The sequence below is a fragment of the Leptolyngbya sp. FACHB-60 genome (assembly GCF_014695775.1).
GTDB lineage: Bacteria > Cyanobacteriota > Cyanobacteriia > Phormidesmidales > Phormidesmidaceae > Nodosilinea.
Genome location: NZ_JACJOX010000020.1, coordinates 52,113 through 75,694, shown reverse-complemented (window position 1 = coordinate 75,694; position 23,582 = coordinate 52,113). Strand labels below are relative to the sequence as shown.

Annotated in this window: 20 protein-coding genes; 10 read left to right on the top strand and 10 right to left on the bottom strand. The window is 57.6% G+C overall.

All coding sequences use genetic code 11. The features are described from left to right. Positions 1–6: 6 nt before the first annotated feature. The 3 genes from H6F57_RS07265 to H6F57_RS07255 form a co-directional block, all read right to left on the bottom strand. A complete protein-coding gene (locus tag H6F57_RS07265) occupies positions 7–1,686 on the bottom strand; it encodes a TolC family protein (RefSeq protein ID WP_190794990.1) in 1,680 nt (559 codons plus the stop codon). Positions 1,687–1,888: 202 nt separating this feature from the next. Continuing rightward, positions 1,889–3,343, bottom strand: coding sequence for a TIGR03279 family radical SAM protein (locus tag H6F57_RS07260; protein WP_190625609.1), 1,455 nt, complete (start codon positions 3,341–3,343; stop codon positions 1,889–1,891). 42 nt (positions 3,344–3,385) lie between these two features. Continuing rightward, the gene (locus tag H6F57_RS07255) at positions 3,386–4,222 is read right to left on the bottom strand and encodes an undecaprenyl-diphosphate phosphatase (protein WP_190625721.1); all 837 of its coding nucleotides are present in this window, start codon (positions 4,220–4,222) and stop codon (positions 3,386–3,388) included. 578 nt (positions 4,223–4,800) lie between these two features. On the opposite strand from H6F57_RS07255, the gene H6F57_RS07250 reads away from it, so the two are divergent. From H6F57_RS07250 to H6F57_RS07210, 9 genes are all read left to right on the top strand, one after another. Then, complete coding sequence (locus tag H6F57_RS07250) at positions 4,801–5,481, top strand: DUF3120 domain-containing protein (RefSeq protein WP_190625608.1); 681 nt, start codon at positions 4,801–4,803, stop codon at positions 5,479–5,481. Between the two features lie 135 nt (positions 5,482–5,616). Next, entirely contained in the window at positions 5,617–6,600 is a 984-nt protein-coding gene (locus tag H6F57_RS07245; RefSeq protein ID WP_190625607.1) for an adenylate/guanylate cyclase domain-containing protein, read from the top strand. A gap of 36 nt (positions 6,601–6,636) precedes the next feature. Next, positions 6,637–7,146 (top strand): N-acetyltransferase, encoded by a 510-nt coding sequence (locus tag H6F57_RS07240; RefSeq protein WP_190625606.1) that lies wholly within the window; start codon positions 6,637–6,639, stop codon positions 7,144–7,146. Between the two features lie 153 nt (positions 7,147–7,299). Next, positions 7,300–7,488: a 50S ribosomal protein L33 gene (gene rpmG / locus H6F57_RS07235; RefSeq protein WP_190625605.1), complete on the top strand. Its 189-nt coding sequence runs from the start codon at positions 7,300–7,302 to the stop codon at positions 7,486–7,488. Between the two features lie 9 nt (positions 7,489–7,497). Further along, positions 7,498–7,713: a 30S ribosomal protein S18 gene (gene rpsR, locus H6F57_RS07230; protein WP_073610307.1), complete on the top strand. Its 216-nt coding sequence runs from the start codon at positions 7,498–7,500 to the stop codon at positions 7,711–7,713. Between the two features lie 35 nt (positions 7,714–7,748). Beyond that, on the top strand, positions 7,749–9,791 hold the full coding sequence (locus tag H6F57_RS07225) for a ribonuclease R family protein (protein WP_190625604.1): 2,043 nt from the start codon (positions 7,749–7,751) through the stop codon (positions 9,789–9,791). Between the two features lie 128 nt (positions 9,792–9,919). Then, complete coding sequence (locus tag H6F57_RS07220) at positions 9,920–11,281, top strand: CHAT domain-containing protein (RefSeq protein WP_190625603.1); 1,362 nt, start codon at positions 9,920–9,922, stop codon at positions 11,279–11,281. Positions 11,282–11,427: 146 nt separating this feature from the next. Then, positions 11,428–12,099, top strand: a complete 672-nt coding sequence (locus H6F57_RS07215; RefSeq protein WP_190625602.1) for a DUF928 domain-containing protein — start codon at positions 11,428–11,430, stop codon at positions 12,097–12,099. A gap of 9 nt (positions 12,100–12,108) precedes the next feature. Next, positions 12,109–14,655 carry an EAL domain-containing protein gene (locus tag H6F57_RS07210; RefSeq protein ID WP_190625601.1) on the top strand — a complete coding sequence of 849 codons (2,547 nt, stop codon included), beginning with the start codon at positions 12,109–12,111 and terminating at the stop codon, positions 14,653–14,655. On the opposite strand, the gene H6F57_RS07205 is transcribed toward H6F57_RS07210, so the two are convergent. The 4 genes from H6F57_RS07205 to H6F57_RS07190 all read right to left on the bottom strand — a co-directional run bounded on the left by H6F57_RS07205 (position 14,602) and on the right by H6F57_RS07190 (position 17,703). Further along, positions 14,602–16,059 (bottom strand): MFS transporter, encoded by a 1,458-nt coding sequence (locus H6F57_RS07205; RefSeq protein ID WP_242024800.1) that lies wholly within the window; start codon positions 16,057–16,059, stop codon positions 14,602–14,604. The two genes, H6F57_RS07210 and H6F57_RS07205, sit on opposite strands and share 54 nt — an antisense overlap. 266 nt (positions 16,060–16,325) lie before the next feature. After that, the gene (gene grxD, locus H6F57_RS07200; RefSeq protein ID WP_190625599.1) at positions 16,326–16,649 is read right to left on the bottom strand and encodes a Grx4 family monothiol glutaredoxin; all 324 of its coding nucleotides are present in this window, start codon (positions 16,647–16,649) and stop codon (positions 16,326–16,328) included. 56 nt (positions 16,650–16,705) lie between these two features. Beyond that, a complete protein-coding gene (locus tag H6F57_RS07195; protein ID WP_073610311.1) occupies positions 16,706–16,960 on the bottom strand; it encodes a BolA family transcriptional regulator in 255 nt (84 codons plus the stop codon). A gap of 137 nt (positions 16,961–17,097) precedes the next feature. After that, positions 17,098–17,703 (bottom strand): hypothetical protein, encoded by a 606-nt coding sequence (locus H6F57_RS07190; RefSeq protein WP_190625598.1) that lies wholly within the window; start codon positions 17,701–17,703, stop codon positions 17,098–17,100. A gap of 199 nt (positions 17,704–17,902) precedes the next feature. Here H6F57_RS07190 and H6F57_RS27935 point away from each other — a divergent pair, with 199 nt between their 5' ends. Next, the gene (locus H6F57_RS27935; protein ID WP_190625597.1) at positions 17,903–20,008 is read left to right on the top strand and encodes a S8 family serine peptidase; all 2,106 of its coding nucleotides are present in this window, start codon (positions 17,903–17,905) and stop codon (positions 20,006–20,008) included. 33 nt (positions 20,009–20,041) lie between these two features. On the opposite strand, the gene H6F57_RS07180 is transcribed toward H6F57_RS27935, so the two are convergent. From H6F57_RS07180 to gatA, 3 genes are all read right to left on the bottom strand, one after another. Then, positions 20,042–20,662, bottom strand: coding sequence for an exopolysaccharide biosynthesis protein (locus H6F57_RS07180; RefSeq protein WP_190625596.1), 621 nt, complete (start codon positions 20,660–20,662; stop codon positions 20,042–20,044). A 209-nt stretch (positions 20,663–20,871) separates the two neighbouring features. Further along, on the bottom strand, positions 20,872–21,723 hold the full coding sequence (locus H6F57_RS07175; protein ID WP_199289586.1) for an alpha/beta fold hydrolase: 852 nt from the start codon (positions 21,721–21,723) through the stop codon (positions 20,872–20,874). Between the two features lie 253 nt (positions 21,724–21,976). Then, the gene (gene gatA, locus H6F57_RS07170; RefSeq protein WP_190625595.1) at positions 21,977–23,419 is read right to left on the bottom strand and encodes an Asp-tRNA(Asn)/Glu-tRNA(Gln) amidotransferase subunit GatA; all 1,443 of its coding nucleotides are present in this window, start codon (positions 23,417–23,419) and stop codon (positions 21,977–21,979) included. Between the last annotated feature and the right edge of the window lie 163 nt (positions 23,420–23,582).

Sequence of the window (23,582 nt, the reverse complement as noted above, 5' to 3'; positions counted from 1 at the left end):
CAGTGCCTAGTCTTGAATAGTTTCCGGAGTATCGTCGGTTGGGCTATCCAAGTTACTCACCGATCGCTCTAGTCGGGCCAGGGCACGGTTGTATTCAAGCACAGCGGTCACCAAGTTGCCCTGGGCTTCCGTCAGATCTCGAATGGCGTTGATCACCTCTAGCTGCGTACCTACCCCGGCATTAAACCGCAGGTTAGCCAGCTCCAGCGCTTCCTCAGCCTGGTTGACGGCCACCGAGGCCGTGTCAATATTCGACTGGTTAGACACCAAGGTGTAGTAAGCTTCTTCCACCTGCACCCGAATGTCGTTGCGGGCGCTCTCAAACTCCGACTCATCGGTTTCGATGTCGATTTCGCTCTGGTCGGCGCCGGCTCGGGCAGCCCCGCCGTCAAACAGCCGCCAGTTGAGCCGTGCCCCCAGTGAAAACCCGTCGTCGATCCTGGATGATGCCCCCGACGACGAGCTCAGCAAGCTCTGAACCCCGTACTGGGCAAACACCCCCAAGTTGGGGCGAACCGCTGCCAAACTAGCCTGACGCTGAGCATCGTTAAACTCTCGCTCGACCAAAAACTGCTCTAGCTCTGACCGATTCTGGAAGGCCAGCACAATGCTTTCCTCCAGCGAGAGCGGCCAGGCTCCGGCAATGTTGACGGCCAAGGTCGTCAGATCGATCGAGGGCTGAATGTTGAGCCGTCGGGCCAGCTGTCGCTGGGAAATTTGTCGCTGGCTGGTGGCCTGGGTAAGGGTTTGGCGTGCGTTGGCCACCTGCACCTCGGCCTGCAGTACGTCAAATCGAGTGCCTACACCGACTTCTTCGCGCAGCTGGGTATCGCGCAGGTTGCGCTCAGCAGCTTCCAAAAAGGCCTGGTTAATGCGAATCTGCTCGATCGCTTCCTGCACCGCGTAATAGTCGGTGGTGGTATTGAGCCGCAAATCTTCCCGGGTTTGCTCAACCTGAAGCTCAGAGACTCGCGCCTGGCGTTCTGCCGCTCGAATGCGGGCCGATCGCTCCCCCGATAGGCCTAGGTCGTAGTCGGTTCTGAGGGTACTGCCAGCGGTAGTACTGGTCGAGTCAAACGTTCCCCCCGATCCCGATGACGACTGGTTGCTGGTTTGCAGATCGGCACTCAAATCTACCGTGGGCAGCCGCGCCGCTTGCTGAACCCTCAAACCTGCCTGGTTGCGCTCCAGCCGCAGCTGCGCAACACGCAGTTCTTCGCTGTTGCGGTAGGCCAGCTCCAGGGCCGTTTCTAAGGACAACGGCTGGGTACCCAAAATTTCTACCTCCTCGGGCTGGGTGGGCACCAGTAGGGGATTAGGGCTGGGGGTCAGGTAGTCGGGCGGGGTCTCAAAGCCCTGGTCGGTGGGGCGATCAGACTGGGGTATCAGAGGGCCAGTCTGCGCCCTGGAGAAGGGAGTAATGGCTCCGTCAGCGTCTAAAGGCACAGCCTCTTCGCCAGGCTCCAACCCTGGTGTGCCTGTCTCAGTGGCAGGCACATCCTCAATAACGGCTGGGGATAACTCTAGGGCTTCGCTCTCGACTTGGGTAATAGTGATCCCTAGACTATCGTCAGCCAGGGGACGAGGCTCAGGGTTAGCTAACCCCACAGCGGACCAGCTAGATAGGGTAATGCCTAGGCTTAGCGGTATGAGGCAACGGCAATAAGAGTAAAGCATAGACACCATGGGCTATCACTACCGAAATTGAGTCACCAACGGGAAAAACGAAAATTTCTGCCACAGTTTTTTAGCATATCGGCATTAACCAAAGTTAGACCCGCCGAAGCCAGATCTATCCTCCCATAGAGACCAAACTATCTCGATAGGGGGAAGGATCGCCCACGAAATTTTCAGTCACAAGCTTAACAAACTAAACGGTTTAGTACAATCACGACGGTGTCCAATAGCCCGCAGCGGGCTGTAAGTCAGCGAAGCTGTGGTCAGGTAGAGCGCCGCAGCAGGCCTGTACCAAGGCATCGGTGTCATCTATAGGAATCACTGGGCAGCCAAGGCGCTGGCTGATTTCGGCGACGCTGAGGTCGTCTAAAAACAGAGTGTCTTGGGCTTGGCCCGAATCGCTGGGCTTGAGCATAACCGTCGGCAGCAGTAGGGCATCGCCTAGGGGACGATGCGGAGATGCAGGCTCGTTTCGCGTCGGTGGTTGAGCATCAGGCGAAGTGTGCAACCCCAGCAGCAGATCGTGGCCGGTCAGCAACCCCGTTACCGTCATCTCTCGTCCCCAATAGTCGCTAGCTAAGACGGCTAGGTGAACTGTCAGACCTTGGACGGTGTTGAGGCGATCGACGATGGGCTGAAAGGCATGCTCTACCGCATTGCCCACGACCCAGGTCAGAGTGCGCGGTGGGCTGACGGCCTCTGGCAAGTAGTCGTCAGCTGACTGCTGAAATTCTCTAAGAAACTGACGAATCGACCCCACCCCGTTGCCCAGTTGAGGGTAGTCTTCGTAGTGACTCTCGTCGGGCACCTCTTGCTGGGCAATTAAAAACCACTCGTCGGCCAGCCAAACAAAATTTGTGCCAAACCGCCGCTGGCAGTCCTGCTGAAAGGCTTGCACCTGGGCGATCGCCTGCTGGGCCTGGGCCTGGGTCACCGGCGTAAGCTCGTCATTGGGGCGAAACCGGGTGAGACCGACGGGCACCACGGCCGCTGACGCTACTGCCGGCACTTCGCCTTCGTGAAAACGGGCTAAATCGTGCAGGGTGGTGTCTAGGTGAGCGCCATCGTTGATGCCGGGACAAACCACCACCTGAGCGTGAATCTGCAAGCGCTGGTCACGGAACCAGGCCAGCTGATCGAGAATTTGGCCAGCTCGGGGGTTTTTGAGCAGGCGCGATCGCACCTCCGCCTCCGTCGCATGCACCGACACGTACAGGGGCGATAGCCGCATTTGGGCAATACGCTCCCACTCCTGCGGTAGCAGGTTCGTGAGAGTCAGATAGCTGCCGTAGAGAAAGCTCAGGCGGTAGTCATCGTCTTTGAGGTAAAGCGTGCCGCGCTTGCCGGGGGGTTGCTGATCGATAAAGCAAAAGGGGCAGGCGTTGTTGCACTGCATCAGCCCATCAAAAAGGGCTGTGTCAAACTCCAGGCCCAGATCGTCATCGATCTCTTTTTCGATATCAATGTGGTGGCTCTTGCCTCGGGTGTCTAGCACCTCTAAGGTTAGGTCTTCGTCAGCACAGAGAAAGCGATAGTCGATTAAATCGCGAGGTTTCTGGCCATTGATGGCCACTAGGGCATCGCCGGGTTCAAACCCAATCTCATCTGCAATAGAGTCGGGCAGCACGCGGGTAATGCGAGCAGGGCGAATAGCCGAGGCAGCCATAGCTAAAGAAAGCCTTGGAGAAGCAAAATGTGCCTTCCTATATTAGATGTTTTGCATTTTTCCGGTAGCCAACGCCAGCAGAATGGCTGCTCCGAAGGCTAGACGGTACCACACAAATACCCAAGTGCTGTGCTGCTTCAAAAAGCGAATCAGCCAAAAAATTGCCAGATAAGACGACACCACCGCCGCCACAATACCGCCGATCAACGGCACGGGGCCAGCCGCCCCAAACCCACTTTCCAGAAGTCCCTTCAGCTCTACTAACCCCGATAGCGTAATAGCAGGCACCCCCAGCAAAAAGGAGAACCGGGCCGCTGTCGATCGCTCTAACCCCATAAACAGGCCAGCGGTGAGAGTAGACCCCGACCTCGACACACCGGGGATCAGCGCTAGAGCTTGGGCAAAGCCCATGGTCACGCCATCCTTTAAAGTGAGCGCCTCAAAGGTGCGCTTGTGGTGGCCCACCATCTCGGCAGCAGCCAGGACCAGGGCCATCAAAATAGACACCATGGCAATGGTGGAGGCACTGCGCAGTGGTGAATTGTCAAAATCTGGGATGAACACTTTGATCAAGAGGCCACACACCACGATGGGGATGGTGCCTAGCAAAATGCCCAATCCCAGGCGAAACTCCGAAGAGTCAAACTGTCGAGTCATGGTGGCCTTGACCATGCCCATCGTTACCTGGCGCAGGTCATCCCAAAAGTAGTAGAGAATGGCCGCGATGCTGCCTAACTGGATGACTGCGGTAAACGCCACCCCTGGGTCGCCCCAGCCCAGCACCACGGGTATCATCTTGACGTGGGCCGTGCTGCTGATGGGTAAAAATTCCGTTAGTCCCTGCACAATGCCAATCACGATGGCTTGGAACAGGTTCATCGTTTCCGCAGCAGGCGTAGTTGCGCCGCTGCCTACTTGAGCTGCCGTAGCTACTAGGTTGAGGAACACACTATTCATAGAGGAGTAACCATAGTCTGTGGATGATATAGCGTTGCAAATCTAGTTTGCTAGCCGGAGGCACCTGCTAAAGGCGATCGGGAAGCCTGGGCAGTTTCTGCCATGGCGCAGCTGGCAACTGGAAGGATGAGCTCAGCATGACTCTGCTTCCTCCCTGGGATACTTCCCCAAACACTTAAAATAAGTACACTATTTTTATGGGTAGCCTCCCAACTTGGCGTTACTTTCCTCCAACTAGCTTTACCTTGACCATTCTATGGAGCGGCCAAGCATACAGTGCTGAGGATTCAGATTCTTCGTTCACATTTAACACCTGACCGGTTTAAGTATGAACTTAGAGACAGCCTTAATCTAAAGACAACCTTAATACTGGTCTGATCGCGGCTTGGGCTACCCTATCCCCCCCAGGGGCATGTTATGTTAATAATGATTAATCAAACACTCATAATTACGTTGAGTCTACATTGAGTCTTTCCTACAGTTCTGCTTCAAACAAAGGGATGTTGACGTGGCTGGCCCTAGTTCAGGGTTGGGTAGCACGGTCAGGTCTTCAAATTAAGGTCTTTGGGGCAGCGCTGGGACTGGTAATTTTGCCGGTGTTTGTTCAGGCTCCTCTGGTTCGCTATTTTCCTTGGGTGAGCTTGGCGATTACTCCCCTGTGGCTAGTACTGGGGGCATGGATGATGCAGCGCTCTCGCTGGAGCCTCTGGGGTGACTTAATTGTTGGCTTTGGATGGATTTGGCTGACGGGCTCGCTCTACTGGGGCTGGTTTCGCTGGGATCCGGTTGTTCACTTACCAATTGAGGCTCTAGGTTTGCCGATCGCCTTAGTTTGCCTGTGTCAGGGCTGGGGCCGAGTGGGCAGCTATTTCTTTTTAGGGTCGCTGTTGGGCACAGCAGTCACAGACTTGTACATCAACTGGATGCACTTGTTTCCCACCTGGCGACAGCTGATGCTGACCAGCCCAGACGCGGCTCCCTTGGTGCTGCGGGCAGCTAGCGCTACCTTGCAAACGGATGTGGCAGCCTGCCGAGCCATAATTTTGGTGTTGTTTTTGCTCGTGGCAACGGCGATTGCCCTCAGTACCTCTCGACAGCTGGCCTGGTGGGCCTTTGGGGGAGCCGTGTTTAGCACGCTGGTGGTTGACGGTTTGTTTTTCCTGACGGCGGCGCTGGCCTAGATTAGGTACCAGGTTTGCATCTCTGGCATAATGGGGGCAGCTCAGGGAAGTTTGGGGTTGTCTGCCGCGATCGCAGCTTAAGTTCTAGTGCAGTCGTGCTCAATTGCCATTATTTAGTGCCCTCATAGTACCGTTGTGACTTCACCTGGCCCCTACCTTGCGCTTAAAACAGGCTCCGGCGATCGCCAGCTTTCCTTAGCGGGTGGCAGCTATTGGACGGTAGGGCGTGGCGACGACAATAACTTTGTGCTGCCCGACCGCTGGATCTCGCGCAACCACGCCATGCTCCAGGAGGCTGATAGCGGACGGTTTTACCTTATCGACCTGGGCAGCCGCAACGGCACCTTTGTCAACGGACGTCGGGTCAGCGTGCCGGTCATTCTCCACGACGGCGACCTGCTCACCTTTGGCCAGACCGAACTGCGATTTTTCTCACCTGAAGAGGCCGCAGCGGCGTCAGATGCGCCCATGGGTGGAGTTCACGGTCAGAATGCTACCGCTACAGCTATGCTTCACGTGCGGCAGCTCATTTCGGTGATGGTAGTCGACATTCGCGACTTCACCGTACTGACCCGCCAGATTGACGAAAAGATTCTCTCTGAGGCCATCGGTACCTGGTTTCGCCGCGCCGGAGAAATTATTGGCCAATACGGTAGCTGGGTCGATAAATACATCGGCGATGCGGTAATGACAGTGTGGATCCATGGGCCCGAGGGGGCCGACCAGGCCAGCATGATCAAGATTTTGCAGGCCGTTAGCACCCTGGCTGAAATGACGAGCCAGCTCCATGAGCAGTTTCCGCTGCCGTTTCCCCTACGCATTGGGGCCGGCATTAACACGGGCTACGCCATGGTCGGCAATACCGGCAGCGGCGATCGCCCCGACTACACTGCCCTGGGCGACACCGTCAACGCGGCCTTTCGCTTAGAGTCTGCAACCAAGTCCCTGGGCCTAGATATCGCCATTGGCGAAACCACCTATAAATACCTGCAAAGGTCCGGGGTAGATGACCCCTGCTTTAAGCACTTTACCGTCGAGCTGAAAGGCTACGAAGAGCCCATCACCACCCATGCTGCCACCTTTGTCGATTTAAACAAGTTTTTAGCTGAATACTCTTGACCCCTGCTCACTAGACCACGCCTCACGCGCCGCGAAATGATGATTCGAGCTGAGCACCCAGCGGATATTGAGTCGATTTATCAGGTCAATGCGATCGCCTTTGGCCGCGAGCATGAGGCAAAACTGGTCAATCGGCTGCGGGGTTTGCCCCATACGCTGTCTCTAGTGGCGGCGGTGGGGGATGCGATCGTGGGCCACATCTTCTTCAGTCCGGTCACCCTTGAGGATGTCAATGCAAAGAACCTAATGGTTTTAGGCTTAGGGCCAGTAGCGGTACGGCCAGACCACCAGCATCAGGGAATTGGGTCACAGCTGATCCGCCAGGGGGTAGAGCACTGCCGTCAGAGGGGCAGCAGGACGGTTGTTGTGCTAGGCGATCCACAGTTTTACACTCGGTTTGGCTTCACTCCTGCTGAAGAGAGCGCGCTGCGGTGCGAATACACTGTGCCAGAAGGCGCGTTTCGGGTGCTGGAACTAGAGCCGGGGGCGTTACAGAACTGCCGAGGGCTGGTGCGGTATTGCCCAGAGTTTGCCCACTGCGAGTAGGACGTGAGGTGGGATGCCAAAGTTGTATGCCTTCTCTGCGAGTAGGCGTTTGCCCTGATCCCATCAAAATTGATGTTGGCGATCTTGACGGGCTGTGAAATAATAGAAGGCTGTGTCTTCATTTTTGCCCGCCCTATTTTCAGGTAAACAGTCATGGCTAAAGGCGTCCGCCTCGTCATAACCCTAGAGTGCACCGAATGTCGGACCAACCCCGACAAGCGCTCTAACGGTGTATCTCGCTACACCACCCAAAAAAACCGTCGTAACACGACCAACCGCATTGAACTCAAAAAGTTCTGCACCCACTGCAACAAGCACTCTATCCACAAAGAAATCAAGTAATTAGCACCCATGGCCTATTTTCGTCGTCGAGTATCTCCAATCAAGCCCGAAGACCCGATCGACTACAAAGATGTCGATCTGCTTCGTAAGTTCATCACCGAGCGTGGCAAAATTTTGCCCCGTCGCATCACTGGCTTGACCGCTAAACAACAGCGGGCACTCACCACTGCCATCAAGCGGGCGCGGATTATCGCCCTGCTGCCCTATGTGAATGGGGAAGGCTAGGCTAGGCTAGGGATGATGATCGCTAGGGTGTTGGCTTGGTTGATAAAGGAACGCTAGTCGAATTTAAGCACCAGGGGCAACCCCGTCTAGGGGTTGTCGATCGCCCTGAGGGCAAAAAAAACTGGGTAGTGATCGACGAGCGAGGTCAAGCTTACACCCTTCATCCCCGCGATCTCACCTATGAGGTCAGCGGCAACACCTATAACCCCGCTGACATTGCTCCCTTTGCAGCAGAGGCCGGGTCATATATTGATCCTTCCAGCTTAGAGATTGCCTGGGAGTTTTTCGCCGAGGCTGGGGAGTTTGCTGACCCGGCTGCTTTGGCAGAGCTACTGTTCTCTGACCAAAGTCCCACCTTTTGCTACGCAGCCCACCGATTGCTAGTGGAAGACAAGATTTTCTTTAAGCAGAAGGGCGATCGCTACGAACCCCGCCCTGCTGCCCAAGTTGACGAGTTGCAGCGGCAACTCGAGCGCGAAACCCAACGTCAGCAAGAGTGGGAATCGTTTATCACCAAAGCTCGTCAGGCCATGGCGGGAGAACCGGTTGAGTGGGAGAAGAGCGATCGCCCTCGCCTCGAAATTCTTGAGCGCCTAGCGCTGTTGGGTGACGAGTCGAGCCAGCGCACCCAGGCCGTAGAAATTCTTAGTGCTTTGGGTGTTAACCCAACAGCGGCGGGTGCATTTGATAGCCTAGTGGCACTGGGACTGTGGAGCGTTCACGAAAACCTGGCCCTCAGGCGCAGCCAAATTCCCGGTCACTTTTCTGAGGAAACCCTTACCATGGCGCAGCAGCGTCTTCAGTCTCCGCCGCCTGACCCCGATACCCACCGGGTAGACCTCACCCACCTCAAGGCCTATACCGTAGACGACGCTAGCACCCAAGAAATTGATGATGGCCTGAGCTTAGAGACTCTGGACGACGGCACCCAGCGCCTGTGGATTCATATCGCCGACCCCACCCGCTGGCTCATGCCCGGCGATGATTTAGATCTCGAGGCCCGTCGCCGCTGCACGACAATTTATCTGCCCACCGGCATGATTCCCATGTTCCCCATGGAGTTAGCAACCGGGGCAATGAGTCTGATTCAGGGTCAAACCTGCTGTGCCCTCAGCTTTGGCATCACCCTCACGGCCGACGGCGATATTCAAGATTATCAAATTCACCCGACCCTGATTCGTCCGACCTACCGGCTTACCTACGACGATGTCGATGAAATGCTGGAGCTGGGCATTACTGCCGAGCCCGAGTTGCAAGGGCTAGCCCATTGGGCCAAGGTGCGGGGCCAGTGGCGGCTCACCCAGGGGGCAATCAGTATCAACATGCCCGAGTCGAGCATCAAGGTGTCTGAGACCGAAGACGACATTGTCATCGAAGTTTTCAACGACTCTACGGCCCGGCAAATGGTAGCCGAAATGATGATCTTGGCGGGAGAAGTGGCGGCTCGCTACGGGCAAACCCACGCCCTGGCGATTCCCTTTCGCAGCCAGCCCCAGCCCGAGCTGCCTTCGGATGAAGAACTGATCCAGCTACCTACGGGCTGGGTGCGCGACTCGGCCATTCGCCGCTGCATGACTCGCAGTGAGGTCGGTATCACCCCCAGCCGCCATGCCACCCTAGGGTTAGACAGCTATAGTCAGGTCACGTCTCCCATTCGGCGCTACCTCGACTTAGTGACCCACTTTCAGCTCAAAGCCCACCTGCGGGGCGAACCTCTGCCTTTTTCCTCCACAGAGGTGACCGAGTTGGCCATTGGCGCTAGCTCTGCTGCCTACGAAGCCACCCTGGTCGAGCGCCAGACCAAACGCTACTGGGCTTTAGAATACCTGCGTCGCCACCAAGACGAATCCTGGGATGTGATGCTGCTGCGCTGGCTGCGGGAAGACGAAGGGCTGGGGCTAATCATGGTGGAAGATTTGGGCCTAGAGCTAGCTATGCGCTTCAACCGGGCTGTAGCCCTAGGCGAGCAGTTTCAGGTGCGGGTCAGCCATGCTAGCCCCCGTCAAGACGTAATTCGCTTTGAAGAAATCGCTCCCGAGAGTGAAGAAGCAGCCGCTTCAGCCATGACAGCTAGCTGAGGGAGCTCTCAGCAGCTCGGTATAAATTATTCGCTAACTCACTTATTTTGAGCGGAAGTACCTCTCTACCCGTGGGCACTCTTGGCCATAGCGCCCGGCGCTAACCAACCTGCATTGAGAGTACGCTTGTGTTTGTGAGTTTTCGCCAGCGATCGCCCCAGGCTATTTCAGCTCAGCAGAAAACATTGCCTCAGCTAGCCACCTGGGGAATAGCGTTGGCGATCGCAACCCTCAGCATCCTGCCCGCTAGCGCCCAGACCTTGAACGAAAAGGTGCTGGCCATGGAGCAGGGTCTAGAGCAAGACTTTGCCGGCTATTTTGGCAACGACCCTGTGGCAGTCACCCAGGGGCCTGACCAAATCGCCGCGACCCTGGCCCGCCTGGGGGCAGAGACTGGCAGCAATCCCGCTGTGCTGTGGGTCATGCCCCGAGGCGACCATCTGCATCTGGTGCTGCTCACGGCCAGGGGTCAGCCCATTGTGCGTGATCTCTACGACGTACCCGACGACCTACTGCGCGCGGCAGTCAACGACTTTGCGCTCGAAACTAGCAGTGTAGTGCCTCGCCGCACTCGGCCTGCGGCTCAGAAGCTCTACCAGTGGATCATCGAACCCTACGAAGCCGAGTTCTTAGCAGCAGAAGGTATTGACACGCTGCTCTTTTGCCTAGGTGATGGGGTACGAGGGCTGCCCCTGGCGGCGCTCCACGACGGCGAGCAGTTTTTGATTGAGAAATATAGCCTGACCCGCATTCCCGCGTTTAATCTGATTCAGACGGACTACACCGCGCTGCGTCCCGGCAACATTCTGGCCATGGGAGCCTCTGAGTTTGATACCCAGGAGCCGCTGCCAGCAGTACCCACCGAACTCGCCAGTATTTTGCTAGAGCTGCGCAGGGCCAGGCCAGTAGGGGAAAGTTGGCAAGGGCGATCGTTCCTCAATCAGGGCTTCACCCTGCCTAATCTGCGTCTGTGGCTGCGAGCCCAAGCGCCTACGGTGGTGCATTTAGCCACCCATGCGGTGTTTGAGCCCGGTGCCCCCAGCAACTCCTACATTCAGCTTTGGAATAGCCAGCTAAGCCTGGAGAATATGCGCCACATGAACTGGAACTCACCCGCGCTAGAGCTGCTGGTACTTAGCGCCTGCCGGACGGCGATGGGCGACGATGAGGCCGAGCTGGGCTTTGCGGGGTTAGCCCTACAGTCGGGGGTGAAGTCGGCTCTGGCTAGCCTGTGGAATGTGGATGACGCAGGCACCCTAGCGCTCATGAATGAGTTTTACGCTCATTTGGGTCAAACCACGACTAAGGCCGAAGCCCTGCGTCAGGCCCAGCTAGCCATGCTGCGGGGTGAGGCTCGGTTTGAGGGCGATCGCCTGCTGCGATCGCGAGGGGCCGTGCCAGTGCCCACTAATTTACAAACCAGCACCGGAGCCGATCTATCCTCTCCCTACTACTGGGCTGGGTTCAGCTTAATCAGCAGCCCGTGGTAGTGATGGGCTTGAGCGAGGCCTAATTAGCATTCACCAAAACTTAAGGCCTTCAGGCCTGTCCTCGGTAGTATCACGGTTCTTTTCCCCTATCAAACATCACTACCTTGAAAAAGACCGTCACTAGACTAAATCAGAGTTTTTTCACCATGGGCACCGTCACTCGACCAAGATTTTTACTGGCATTGGCCATGGCGCTGGGGCTGGCTATGTTTGTAGGGTCACCAGGGCTAGCGCAGCCTAGCGGCAGCGATCGCGGTGCCTTTCCAGGCCGTCGGGTGGGTGGCGGCACCCGTGGCGACTGCGCCATTAACAGCCGATCGCTAGCCGCGCTAACCCCCACGAGCAACTTGGGGGTGACGGCCAGCGATCGCCCCTCACTCTACTTTTCTGTACCAACAGCAGCAGCGCCCTACCACGGTCAGTTTATTCTTCACGATGCTGACGAGAATCGGCTGTACGAGACCACCGTGGTCGCTGGTACTGAACCGATCGTTGGGGTTCATCTGCCCGCCGATCTAATCGCTACTGACCAAGATTATCACTGGTACTTTGTGGTGGCCTGCAATCCCCGCGACCTGTCGCAGAACGTGGTGCTAGAGGGCTGGCTGCGCCGGGTACAGCCCACTCCTGCGCCTGCCAATACAACCTTAGTAGACAGTCAGCTTGGCTTGGTTGAAACCTATCAGACCCAAGGGCTGTGGAGCGATGCGATCGCGCTGCTGGTAGAGCTACATCAGGCCCATCCTGACAACCCACTCGTCCAAGCCCAGTGGAGTCGTCTAATAGAAACTCTCGATCTCGCTACCGTTGTGCAGTAGCCACTGGCCATGAAGTTCCCCCGCCGATGGCCGACGCTCTTACCGATACCCAATCGCCTGCGGGCGGCGGGGCGATCAATTCTGCTGACCAGCATTTTGACAACAATACTGCTGCTGGGCCTTGGGTTCCTCGGCTGGCTAGAGCCGCTGGAACTCAAAGTATTTGATCAATTCATGCAGCGGCGAGTTGACCTCGCTGCCGACAGCCGTCTGCTAATTGTCGGCATTAGCGAGACCGATCTGCATCGCTACGGTTGGCCGTTCAGCGATCAGGTCTTGGCCGAGGGCCTAGCTCAGATTCAGCACCACAGCCCGCGAGTGATAGGCCTAGATCTCTACCGCGATTTACCTCACCTGCCGGGAAACGTGGCCCTAAAGTCGGCGCTGCAAGCCGAGAACTTGGTAGCCATCACTAACATCATTGACGGGATTGCCGCACCGCCGGAGGTTCCCCCCGATCGCATTGGCTTCAATGACTTTACCCTTGACGAAGATGGGGTGTTGCGGCGCAGTTTGTTGTTTGTAGCCAGAGACGACCAGACCTACTACTCCTTTGCGCTGCGGACCAGCCTGCGCTATCTGGCGACCATGGGTAAAGCATTTCACTACGATGCGGGGGCGCTGTGGCTGGGGCAGGTGCCAATTTTGCCTTTAAAGACTAACGATGGGGGCTACCAGCAGGCCGATACTAACGGTTATCAAACGTTGCTCAACTACCGCAGCCGCTACAGCCCAGCGCCGGTAGTGACCTGGAGCCAGCTGATGGAAGGGGCGATAGACCCAGCCCAGATTCGCGATCGCATTGTGGTCATTGGCACAGACGCGCCCAGCCTTAAAGACATGATGTACACCCCCTACAGCATTGACGTTGCGACCTTTAACGCCCCCGGAGTAGTCGTTCATGCCCAAATCATTAGCCATCTGCTAGACATCGCCCTACAACAGCGCTCAGCCTTTAGCTTTTGGCCGCCTTGGGGAGAGGTGCTATGGCTATGGGGCTGGGCGATCGTCGGGGGGATACTGGCCTGGCAGTTTGGCCATCCTTTGGGATTGGGTTTAAGCAGTCTGGCCGCGCTGGGCTTACTCTATGCCTCTGGTTGGGGGCTCTTTCTCCACACGCTCTGGATTCCAGTGGTGGAACCCTCGATCGGGTTCTCCCTGGGCCTGGGGGCAACCATGGCCCATCGGCTGTTTTATACCCACAGCCGCGATCTGCTCACGGGGCTGCTCAACCGTCGAGCCTGGCTCAATGCTCTGAACCGGCATCTGTCGCCCCTGGCCGGGCGGCAACACCCCAACCCGCCGGGCATTATGGTGGTGGGGTTTGATCGCTTTAAGCAGGTCAACGCCAGTCTGGGGCAGACCACGGGCGATCGCCTAGTGATGATGATGGTTAGTCGTCTGCGACAGGCCATTCCTCGCACGGCTCAGCTGGGCCGGGTAAATAGCGATGACTTTGCCCTAGCCCTGCGACAGAGCGACCAGGACTTTTTGAGCAGCCTCGCCAACAGAATTCAGCAGGCGCTGGGCGAGCCTTTTAGCCTCAACGGTCAAGACATTGCCATGACGGCCAGCATTGGCATCGTGGTACCGCAACCGCAGCAGGGTTATACCGCCGAGAACCTGCTACGCGATGCCCAAACGGCTATGTATCGCGCCCAGCGCCATGGCCAGGCCCGCTACCAAGTGTTTGCCGCCAGCATGGCCAGCGCCACCGATCAGTTCACCCTTGAAACCGAGATGCGCCACGGCATCGCCCACCAGGAGTTTGTGCTCCACTACCAGCCGATTGTTGAGCTAGAAACAGGGCACATAGCCGGGTTTGAGGCGCTGGTTCGCTGGCAGCATCCTCGCCAGGGGTTTGTGCCGCCGGTGCGGTTTATTCCGCTGGCAGAGGAGACGGGGCTGATTTTGCCCCTAGGCGAGTGGATCTGCCGCACCGCCTGCCGCCAAGCCCGTCAGTGGCAGCAAGATTTTCCTGACCATCCCTTGATCGTTAGCGTCAACCTATCGGGGCGGCAGTTTGAGCAGCCCCATCTAGCCGACCAGTTGGGACAAATCTTGCAGGAGACCAACCTCGACGGGCGCAGCCTCAAGCTTGAAATTACTGAGAGTATGGTGATGGGCGACGTTGAGACCGCCATCGATCTGATGCTGGGGCTGAAAGCCCTGGGCTGCAAACTGGGGATGGATGACTTTGGCACGGGTTACTCGTCGCTGAGCTACCTACGACGATTTCCCATTGATACGCTGAAGGTCGATCAGTCGTTTATCCGCAATATGGGAGACAGTCGTGAAGACCACGAGATCGTGCGCACCATCATCGGTCTAGGCCACACGTTGGGAATGGACCTGATTGCCGAGGGCATTGAAACCCAGGAGCAGGGGTTAGCGCTACGATCGCTGGGCTGTGAGTTTGGCCAGGGCTACTACTGGGCTAAACCCATGCCCGCCACCGAGGCCTCAGCAATGCTCAGAGCCACCCCGCTACCACCAAAGCAATCACTTAGGCGCGGAGTCGGCGATCGCTCCATCACCCAACAGCCGCAGTTGTGATGCTTCCCGACGGTAGATAAAGGTCACCAGGGCAGCCACGCCGCACAACACGGCCAACAGCCCCAGCGTTGAGGCCAACCCTAGAGCCTGCTGTAGAACCGGCAGCCCAAAGGTACCTAACACTGCCCCGGCTTTAGCAAAGGCTGCCGATAACCCGGCCCCGCTGGCTCGAATCGCAGCAGGAAACACTGCCCCCGACAGTAGAAAGGTCGTGGCATTGGGGCCAGCATTCATCAACAGGTTAAACAGCAGAAAGCCGCCAAAAATCAGCCCCATCGCCGCGGGGCTCTCGGCTGGCAACCCCGTCGAGGCCGCCAGCAGCCCTAACCCCAAGGCCATACCCAAAAACCCAACGATTTGCAGCACAATCGGCCCCAGCCGCTTGACCAGCAGCACTGCTAGCAAAAAGCCGAGGATTAAGAAAATATCGACCAGCGCCGAGCCCTTGGCCGAGGCGAGGGTCTGCGCCACCAGATCAGAAGCTCCGCCAAAGACTAAAACACCCAAAATAACCGGGGTAAAAATGCCCACGCCGTAGGTAGCAATATCTTGCAGGAACCATGGCACCGAAGCCAGAAGCGTTTGGCGACGGTAGGTCGGCCCAAATAGGTCTCGATAGCGGAGCCGAGGCGGGCCGTCTGGTGAACCGCGATGGTCAAAGACCGGCCCTGAAGGGCGATCGGGCTTTAGAGTTATAGGCTCCTCTAGCAATTCAGAGGCCATCGCAGAGGCCGCTTCATAGTTGCCTTGGGACAACAAATAAGCTGGGCTTTCCAGAGAAACCGCCAGGCGGGCCAGAGCTACCCCTAGCGCTAGCACTACCCCTACCCCCAGCATCCAGCGCCAGGCATAGTGAATAGCCATCTGCTCATCACCTGGATAACCTACAGAAAATCCATACAGGATGGCGATGCCCACTAGCGCCCCTAGCAACGCCCCTACCGCCTGAAACGAGAACGCTCCAATCACGAGCTGGTCGCGGTGGCGCGTGGGCACGTTTTCAACAATGTAAGCCACGCTAATGGGATAGTCGGCCCCGATCGCCACCCCAACCAATACCCGAAAGACCAGTAGCGAAGCCAGGTTCCAGGCTAGGGCGGTGCCAGCGGTAGCCACCACAAATAGAATGACATCGGCAATCAGCATGGGCTGGCGACCCAGTTTGTCAGTGAGCGGCCCCAGGAACAGAGAGCCCAGCAGCGACCCGGCCACCGCCGCTGCCGCCACAGCCCCAACCGCCGCTGGACTGAGGTCTAAGTCACGCTGCAAAAACGGTAAGGCGACCCCAATGATAAAGAAATCAAACCCGTCTAGGGCAATCAGGCTGGCGGCCAGTAGCCACAGCCGCACCATCGGGCGCGTGATGGCAGATTGATCGAGACGCTGCTGAAAGGCAGTCGGCATGGCTGGGGGCATAACGCAATGCGAGGGGCGAGTTTACCCTAGCCATCCTAAATGACCTGGGTTTGCATAGGTTGGTAACAACTTTACCGCTTAGGTTAATGCGATCGCTTGGCCTAGGTGCCATCTATACGCGTGAGACTTTGGGCAACGCTTCACCTTGACGTAGCCATCTGCCAGATCAACAACTCCGCTCGACCTTCGTTCATCAGAGGCGGAGCGGAGTTGCTCGCAAAGCTAAACTGAGTTTTTAACTCTACCCCAAATCCCTAAGAGGCCAGGGCAATCTCAACCATCTCCTGGAGCTTGCCGTTTTGGTACAGCTCAATCAGAATGTCGGAACCGCCGACAAACTCACCGTTGATGTACACCTGGGGAATGGTGGGCCAGTTGGAATATTCCTTGATGCCCTGACGAATGTCTGAGTCAGCCAGCACATCGACGGTCTCAAAGGGAGCACCCAGCACGTTGAGAATTTGCACAACGTTATTGGAGAAGCCACACTGGGGCATGAGCTTATTGCCCTTCATAAACACCACGACGGTGTTGTTCTGAACCAGCTGATCGAGTCTTTCTTTAGTTGCCGAATCCATAGCGTCAATACCCTTACAGAACGGAATAAACGATTAAGGCAAAGCGATGACCAGGTTCAGGCGCTTTGAGCAGCCCAATCTTCTGGGGTGTAAGTCTTTAAGGCTAGCGCATGAATAGCCTCGGAGGACATGGCTTCGCGCACCGCCCCGTATACGAGCTGATGCTGCTGCACCAGGCTGCGCCCCGCAAACTGCGACGAAACCACAACCACCTGGTAATGGTCACCGCCGCCGGTTAAATCTTGCACCTGCACATCGGCGTCGGGAAGGCCAGCCTTGATCATGGTGCTGACCTGGTCGGGAGTAATCATGAACAGTTTCCTTGTGGGATGGGTAGCTGGGGTACTCAAATCCCCTAAGACCATATTGCCAGGTGCAACCCCCAGTCGCTAACCGGGGGGTATTGAATCTAGCTATAGCTGCCTGAGAAGGAGAGAGGGGCGATCGCCTATTCGGTCGGCTCAGCCGCCCCGGCTGGCTCAGCAGGCGCGGCTGGGGTGGTTGCCGCCCGACCATTGTAGGGTTCATCGACAAAGCCCAGTTCAAACAGCTGCTGGTAGGCCCGCTGGCCCAGATCGCGAGTGGGCTGCTGGCTGCGTAGAATTTCCATCAGCAGGGGTACCGCCTCATTGGCCTGGTTTTGCGAGCGATAGACCAGCGCCAGCTGATAGGTAGCCTGATCGCGCAACTGAGCGGTTTCAAGCGCTTTTTCTCGGTTGCTGCGGTTGATCTGGGTGTCGACACCGACAAACATCTGCGCCAGCTCTTGGTAGTAGGTCGAGATTTGGTTGAAACTATCTCTCGCCGCCTTGAGCTTTTCTTCAGCCAGCGGAAAGTTTTGGTCAGAGATCGCGGCACTGGCCTCGGTCATCAACTGCTGCCCCGAAACAATGCTGAGGGAGCTGCTGGCCTGGTTTAGAGGCCGCGCTGGGTCAGAGCCACTAGCCTCCTGGGCCAGGACCACCCCAGATCCCCCTGCAACCAGGGCAATAGATAGGGCAGCGGCGGCGCAACCGCCCCAAGACTGACGCAGAAAACGGGTGAAAACGACCATAGAGTAAAACGCAGTGAGGGACAACGAGCAGGGCGAGACAACTAAACAGAAAAACACTGAGGTATCTTATCATCTCGGTATGGCGCAGTACCGAAATTTGGCCCAGCCAGGCAACTGTCCTAGTGCTACAAATTAGCGCCACAGCCAGGTCACAGACTGCTCTAGCGACCAAAAGTTCCCGTCGGAGCCCGTTAAATCGATGACCGGATTTTCCTCTGATGCTCGTTTGCCCCGCAATGGCCCTCGCAGCGATTTTCGAGGAGAGATCTTGCAGCGCGGCGGCGAAGAGCTGCTGCTCGAAAAAGTGCCCACCCGTTTCACGACTCGTCTCACAGCCGCCACGGCCTTAGCACCACTGCAACAGCGCCTGAACCCTTTGGCAGTGCATCCGGTGGCTGGAGGACAACTGGTGGAGTGGCAGATGGCTGAAAAGAGTCTGGAAGCAGCCCTGACCACTGCCCGCCAAGACCCGATGGTGCGCTTTGCCAGCCATGTGTATCGTTTGGTCGATAGCCCTCAAACCTGGGTCTATCTGACCGACCAGCTCACGGTGCAGTTTGCCCCCGACACGACCACTGACACCATTGACGCCATTCTGGGGAGCTTGGGCATTACCATCGAAAAACTGCTAGAGGGCATGCCCAACACCTTTGTGGTGCGGGTTACCTCAGCGGCGATCGAAAACCCGATCAAAATCGCCAATCGGCTGATGGCCCTAGAGATAGTGCTGGCGGCGGAGCCTAACTTGTCTATAGAAACCGGTAGCCTTTACCGCCCTACGGACGATCGCTACCCCCAGCAGTGGCACCTGTTTCACAACGGTGGCACCAGCTTAGCCCTAGGGTCACACATCTCAGCAGAAGCCGCGTGGGATATTACTCGGGGGTCCAGGTCGGTGGTGATTGCCGTCAGCGATGACGGGTTTGACCTCAACCATCCCGATCTCCAGGGGGTGGGCAAGCTGGTAGCACCGTTAGATCTGCAAGACAAAGATGCCCTGCCTCTGCCCGCTAAGCAGAACGAAAACCACGGCACCGCCGTTGCCGGACTAGCCATTGGCGAAGAAAATACCACTGGCATCGTTGGAGTGGCCCCTGGCTGCGCCTTTTTGCCGATTCGCACCACGGGCTTTATCGATGACGGGGCGATCGAGCAACTGTTTAATGAGGCGGCACGCCGGGGGGCCGCTGTGATCGTCTGTAGCTGGTCACCGGCGGCGAACTACTTTCCCCTCACCCTGCGGCAGACCCATGCGCTGACTCGGGCCGCCACCACCGGACGCAACGGCAAGGGTTGCGTCATTGTCTTTTCGGCGGGCAATGCCAACCGCCCCGTCAGCGGCACCGTTAACGAAACCCAGTGGCCCAACAACGCTCTCACCGGCCCCACGCGGTGGCTGAGCGGGTTTGCCATTCACCCCGATGTGATTGCGGTGTCAGCCTCGACCAGCCTGGGCACCAAGGCCGCCTACAGCAACTGGGGCGAACATATCGCCGTGGCGGCCCCTAGCAACAACGCGCCGCCCAATATGACCCTGCCCCAAGTGGGCAATGTGCAAACTGGGCCGCCGCTCGGCCATCAGCCGGGGCGGGGCATGGTGACGAGCGATCGCACCCAGGCCGCCGGCTACTCCGGTGAAGACTACACCAATACCTTTGGCGGCACCTCTAGCTCCTGCCCGGTGGTAGCGGGGGTGGCGGGGCTGATGCTCTCGGTGAACCCCAGTCTGACGGCTCGGCAGGTGCGCGAAATTTTGCAGGCCACCGCCGACAAGATTGTCGATCGCACCCCCGACCCCCAGCTCGGCCTTCAACACGGCACCTACAACGCCAACGGCCACTCCCAGTGGTTTGGCTACGGCAAGGTCAATGCGGCGGCAGCAGTGCGCGAGGCCCAGCGGCGGGCTTGGGCGGGGCGGCAGGTGGGCCGGGTCGTGCAGCAGCAAAACCAAACCGCCCAGGGCATACCCGACAACCAGCCCAGTGGGGTGGAGAGCAGCGTGGCCGTGACCGCCACCGGCACGGTAACCGACGTGCAGGTCGAGATCAGCGCTGAGCACGAGTTCCTGGGGGATATCAGCCTGACCCTGATTGCTCCCAACGGCAGCACAGTTCTCATCCAAGGACGCAGCCTAGGTCGCCAAACCAAGCTGCGTACGACCTATTCATTGCAAACAACCCCCGTACTCATGCGATTCATTGGCCAGGCCACCCAGGGAACTTGGCGGCTGCGGGCTGTGGATCATGTCCCTGGAGCTACGGGCAGGCTGCTGAGCTGGACGCTGACGCTGGCAGTGAGTGGATGAGGCCAGGGATGGTGGATGAGGTGAGGTTCTGAGTTAGAGTCCGCCGCTGCGGATGAAGTCTATACCGGCTTTGACAGCTTCATAGCCAAAGGTCAAGATCAGCGTAGTGAGAATGCCGCCCATCACACACAGCACCAGCCCACCCAGACTAATGGCACCGTCGTCGTCGAGCAGGCCAAAGCCAGTCACAAAAATACCCATGGCGGGCAGGGTATTGGTGCCCGGAATAGGGATCATCATGGAAATAGCCATGAGCGCGATCGCAATGCCCAAAACCGTGCGCCCTGGCAGACTAGTGCAGACGGGCGTCAAGCGAGGTCGCGAAACCGCTTCCAGCCGCCGCAGCCAAGGGATACCCGCCTTGACAATTTTTTGCACCGAAATCAAATCGAACTGCTTGTGGTTCCACTTTTCGGGCATCCAGGGGCGGGTGCGCCCGGCAATGAGTTGCACCGCCAGCAGAAACATCACAATGCCGAAGGGAGTGGAGTAGCCGGGGGCCGGTATGGGCAGAGCCGATGGCAACGCCAGCACTACAAACAAAAAGCCAAAGGTGCGTTCTCCAGCCAGGGTCAAAATTTCTTTGAGGCTGACTTGGGGAGTGTCGACCTCTTCAAAAAAATAGCGGTTCAGTTCAGTAGAAAGGCGGGCCATAGAGATTTTTATAGGGTGATGCTCCTAGGAGCAGAATTTAGGTATGAGCTAGCGGAGCTGTGGGCCTGCGCCAGCTTGGCAAGCAGCCCTATTCAAAAGCGATCGCCCAGGGTCAAGGCGATCGCTCTGTTAGCGCTAACGATAGCAAATTCAGTGCGGGCGCTTGCAACCCTCACAGCGGGATTCACGCGAGCTTTGCAGAGCGGTCGTCAGTGCTTGACCAACACATGATCTTGCAAAAACTGGCGTAAACGTTGATCAAACTCGTCGCCCGCCCAGTCAGGCAAGTCGTTGTGGTCGGCATCGGGCACCAACCATAGAGATTTTGGCCCACCCGTAGCCTGGTAGAGTGCCTCGCTCATCATAGCCGGAACTGAGGCATCCGCTAGGCCATGCAGGTAAAGGGTGGGCACCTTGAGGCGATTGACCTTGGCGATCGACTCAAATCGCTGGGTGAGCAGCTGACGCACCGGAAACCAGCGATTGTACTGTGAGAGGGTCGCCATGTCGGCCATGGAAGTGAACGACGCTTCGACCACCAGCCCCGCCAGCTGGGGCACATAGCTAGCTAGCTCAATGCCGATCGCCCCGCCGAGGGAATGGCCATAGATGACTAATTGTTGAGGCATGACGCCTTGCTCAACCTGCAAAAATCGCCAGGCTGCCAGAGCGTCTTCGTAGAGTCGCTGCTCGGTAGGGAAGGGACCAGAACTTTGGCCGTAGCCACGGTAGTCGATGGTCAGCACAGAGGCACCTAGCGATCGCAGCTGCAGCGCCTTGCCCAAATTGCTAGAAACATTGCCAGCATTGCCGTGAAGATACAAAATGGTGAGGTCGTTGCCCGAGCTCGCCGGCAGCCACCAGCCGTGCAGCTGCCCGCCCCCATCCGTCGGCATCCAAACATCTTCGTAGACTACGCCAAACGCATCCGGAGTCACGCCCATAGCCGGACAGGGCAAATACATCAGCCGCCGTTGGGCAAACCACAGCCAGGCACACAGCGAAAGATAAATGACCCCTGCAATGCCCAGAACACCAAAGAGAAATTTGACAATGGGCATGGAAATGAAGGAAAGAAGTAGGTGAGTAAGCGGATGGGTGTTGAGAACCAGTGACGGTTGACAGAACTTTGCCCCTTGCTTGCTGCCTATTATGGGGTATTTGCCCCGCTTCCCCCTACTCCCCTGTGACGATTTTTCAGCAGTTGGCAGGATAGACCCGCATTGCCCCAGACACAGCTGTCAAAAGCCCCAAACCAGAAGGGCTGCTCACTAACTCAACGCTGCTTCGCCCAGTTCATTTGACCCAGCAAGGCTATGGCACCCGCTGGTGCCACTCCGTAGCCTGCTCATAGGCATAGCCCACCTCAAACAGCAGATCTTCGCGCAGGGCATTGCCAATCAGTTGTAGCCCAATGGGCAGCCCCTGGTCGTCAAAGCCGCAGGGCAGGCTGAGCCCCGGCAGCCCCGCCAGGTTCACCGGAATCGTCATTAGGTCAGACAGATACATGCTGAGGGGGTCGTCTACCTTTTCGCCCGCTTTGAAAGCGGTGGTGGGTGCCGTGGGGCACACCAGCACATCTACTTGACCAAAGGCGGCCTCAAAGTCTTGCTTGATCAGGGTGCGCACCTTTTGGGCCTTGAGATAGTAAGCGTCGTAGTAGCCCGCAGACAGAGCGTAGGTGCCGATCATGATGCGCCGCTTCACCTCGGCCCCAAAGCCCTCGGCGCGGGTTTTGGTGTACATCGACATCAGACTGTCGTTGTTGTTGCGAACGCCATACTTAACCCCGTCATAGCGGGCTAAGTTCGAGGAGGCTTCCGACGGCGCGATGATGTAGTAGGTGGGCAGACCGTAGGGAAAGCGAGGGCAGGAGATCTCTTGAATCTCAGCCCCAAGCTCCTTGAGCTGCTGAATGGCCTTCTCGGTGGCAGTTCTAACGGCGGGGTCAATGCCCTCGGCGGCAAAGGTTTCGGTGATGATGCCGACCTTGCGACCCTTGAGGTCGGTCTTGAGGGATTGGGTGTAGTCGGGCACCTTCACATCCAGACTGGTGGAGTCTTTGGGATCGTGACCGGCAATGCCCTGGAGCAGCAGCGCCGCATCTTCCACTGTGCGGGACAGCGGGCCGATCTGGTCGAGCGAAGAGGCATAGGCCACTAGGCCAAACCGCGAGACCAGCCCATAGGTGGGCTTCAACCCAACCACGCCGCAAAATGAAGCGGGCTGGCGGATAGAACCCCCAGTATCTGAGCCCAGCGCCACAGCGCATTCCCCAGCGGCTACGGCAGCGGCAGAGCCACCCGAGGAACCGCCCGGCACCCGGGTCACATCCCAGGGGTTGCCGGTGATCTGGTAGGCCGAGTTTTCGGTGGAGCTGCCCATGGCAAACTCGTCAAGGTTGGTTTTGCCCAGGGCGATCGCCCCCGCGTCCCGCAATTTTCCGGTCACTGTTGACTCGTAGGGCGGCACAAAATTTTCGAGAATCTTCGACCCGCAGGTGGTGCGGACTCCCTGGGTGCAGAGGTTGTCCTTCAAAGCAATGGGAATGCCAGTTAGCAAGCCAATATCTTCCCCAGCAGCGATGCGAGCGTCAACCTGGGCCGCCTGAGCCAGGGCTTGGTCACCAGTCACCGTCAGGTAGCTGCGGATTTGGGGTTCCAGGGCTGCAATTTGGTCGAGGTAGCTCTGGGTAATCTCCACCGCAGAGCGTTCTTTGCTGACCAACTGTTGATGCAGAGCGCGGATGACAGACATGGGACTCCTTAAAACTGATCCGGGGCGACTAAGGTAACGGGCACCAAGGTATCAGTATAGGAAGGATGGGGCGCGAAACGCAGTTTTTAGTTGAGCAGGTTGGGGAAGACCCTATCTCAGCCAAGCTAGTCAGCTTGGCCGAGATGAGGCATAAAAAAGTCCC

Bases quoted from the DNA above. Each gene is read 5' to 3' on its own strand.
- H6F57_RS07265 (WP_190794990.1), bottom strand. From the start codon at position 1,686: ATGGTGTCTATGCTTTACTCTTATTGCCGTTGCCTCATACCGCTAAGC.
- H6F57_RS07260 (WP_190625609.1), bottom strand. From the start codon at position 3,343: ATGGCTGCCTCGGCTATTCGCCCTGCTCGCATTACCCGCGTGCTGCCC.
- H6F57_RS07255 (WP_190625721.1), bottom strand. From the start codon at position 4,222: ATGAACCTGTTCCAAGCCATCGTGATTGGCATTGTGCAGGGACTAACG.
- H6F57_RS07250 (WP_190625608.1), top strand. From the start codon at position 4,801: ATGTTGACGTGGCTGGCCCTAGTTCAGGGTTGGGTAGCACGGTCAGGT.
- H6F57_RS07240 (WP_190625606.1), top strand. From the start codon at position 6,637: ATGATGATTCGAGCTGAGCACCCAGCGGATATTGAGTCGATTTATCAG.
- rpmG (WP_190625605.1), top strand. From the start codon at position 7,300: ATGGCTAAAGGCGTCCGCCTCGTCATAACCCTAGAGTGCACCGAATGT.
- rpsR (WP_073610307.1), top strand. From the start codon at position 7,498: ATGGCCTATTTTCGTCGTCGAGTATCTCCAATCAAGCCCGAAGACCCG.
- H6F57_RS07215 (WP_190625602.1), top strand. From the start codon at position 11,428: ATGGGCACCGTCACTCGACCAAGATTTTTACTGGCATTGGCCATGGCG.
- H6F57_RS07210 (WP_190625601.1), top strand. From the start codon at position 12,109: ATGAAGTTCCCCCGCCGATGGCCGACGCTCTTACCGATACCCAATCGC.
- H6F57_RS07205 (WP_242024800.1), bottom strand. From the start codon at position 16,059: ATGCCGACTGCCTTTCAGCAGCGTCTCGATCAATCTGCCATCACGCGC.
- grxD (WP_190625599.1), bottom strand. From the start codon at position 16,649: ATGGATTCGGCAACTAAAGAAAGACTCGATCAGCTGGTTCAGAACAAC.
- H6F57_RS07195 (WP_073610311.1), bottom strand. From the start codon at position 16,960: ATGATTACTCCCGACCAGGTCAGCACCATGATCAAGGCTGGCCTTCCC.
- H6F57_RS07190 (WP_190625598.1), bottom strand. From the start codon at position 17,703: ATGGTCGTTTTCACCCGTTTTCTGCGTCAGTCTTGGGGCGGTTGCGCC.
- H6F57_RS27935 (WP_190625597.1), top strand. From the start codon at position 17,903: ATGACCGGATTTTCCTCTGATGCTCGTTTGCCCCGCAATGGCCCTCGC.
- H6F57_RS07180 (WP_190625596.1), bottom strand. From the start codon at position 20,662: ATGGCCCGCCTTTCTACTGAACTGAACCGCTATTTTTTTGAAGAGGTC.
- H6F57_RS07175 (WP_199289586.1), bottom strand. From the start codon at position 21,723: ATGCCCATTGTCAAATTTCTCTTTGGTGTTCTGGGCATTGCAGGGGTC.
- gatA (WP_190625595.1), bottom strand. From the start codon at position 23,419: ATGTCTGTCATCCGCGCTCTGCATCAACAGTTGGTCAGCAAAGAACGC.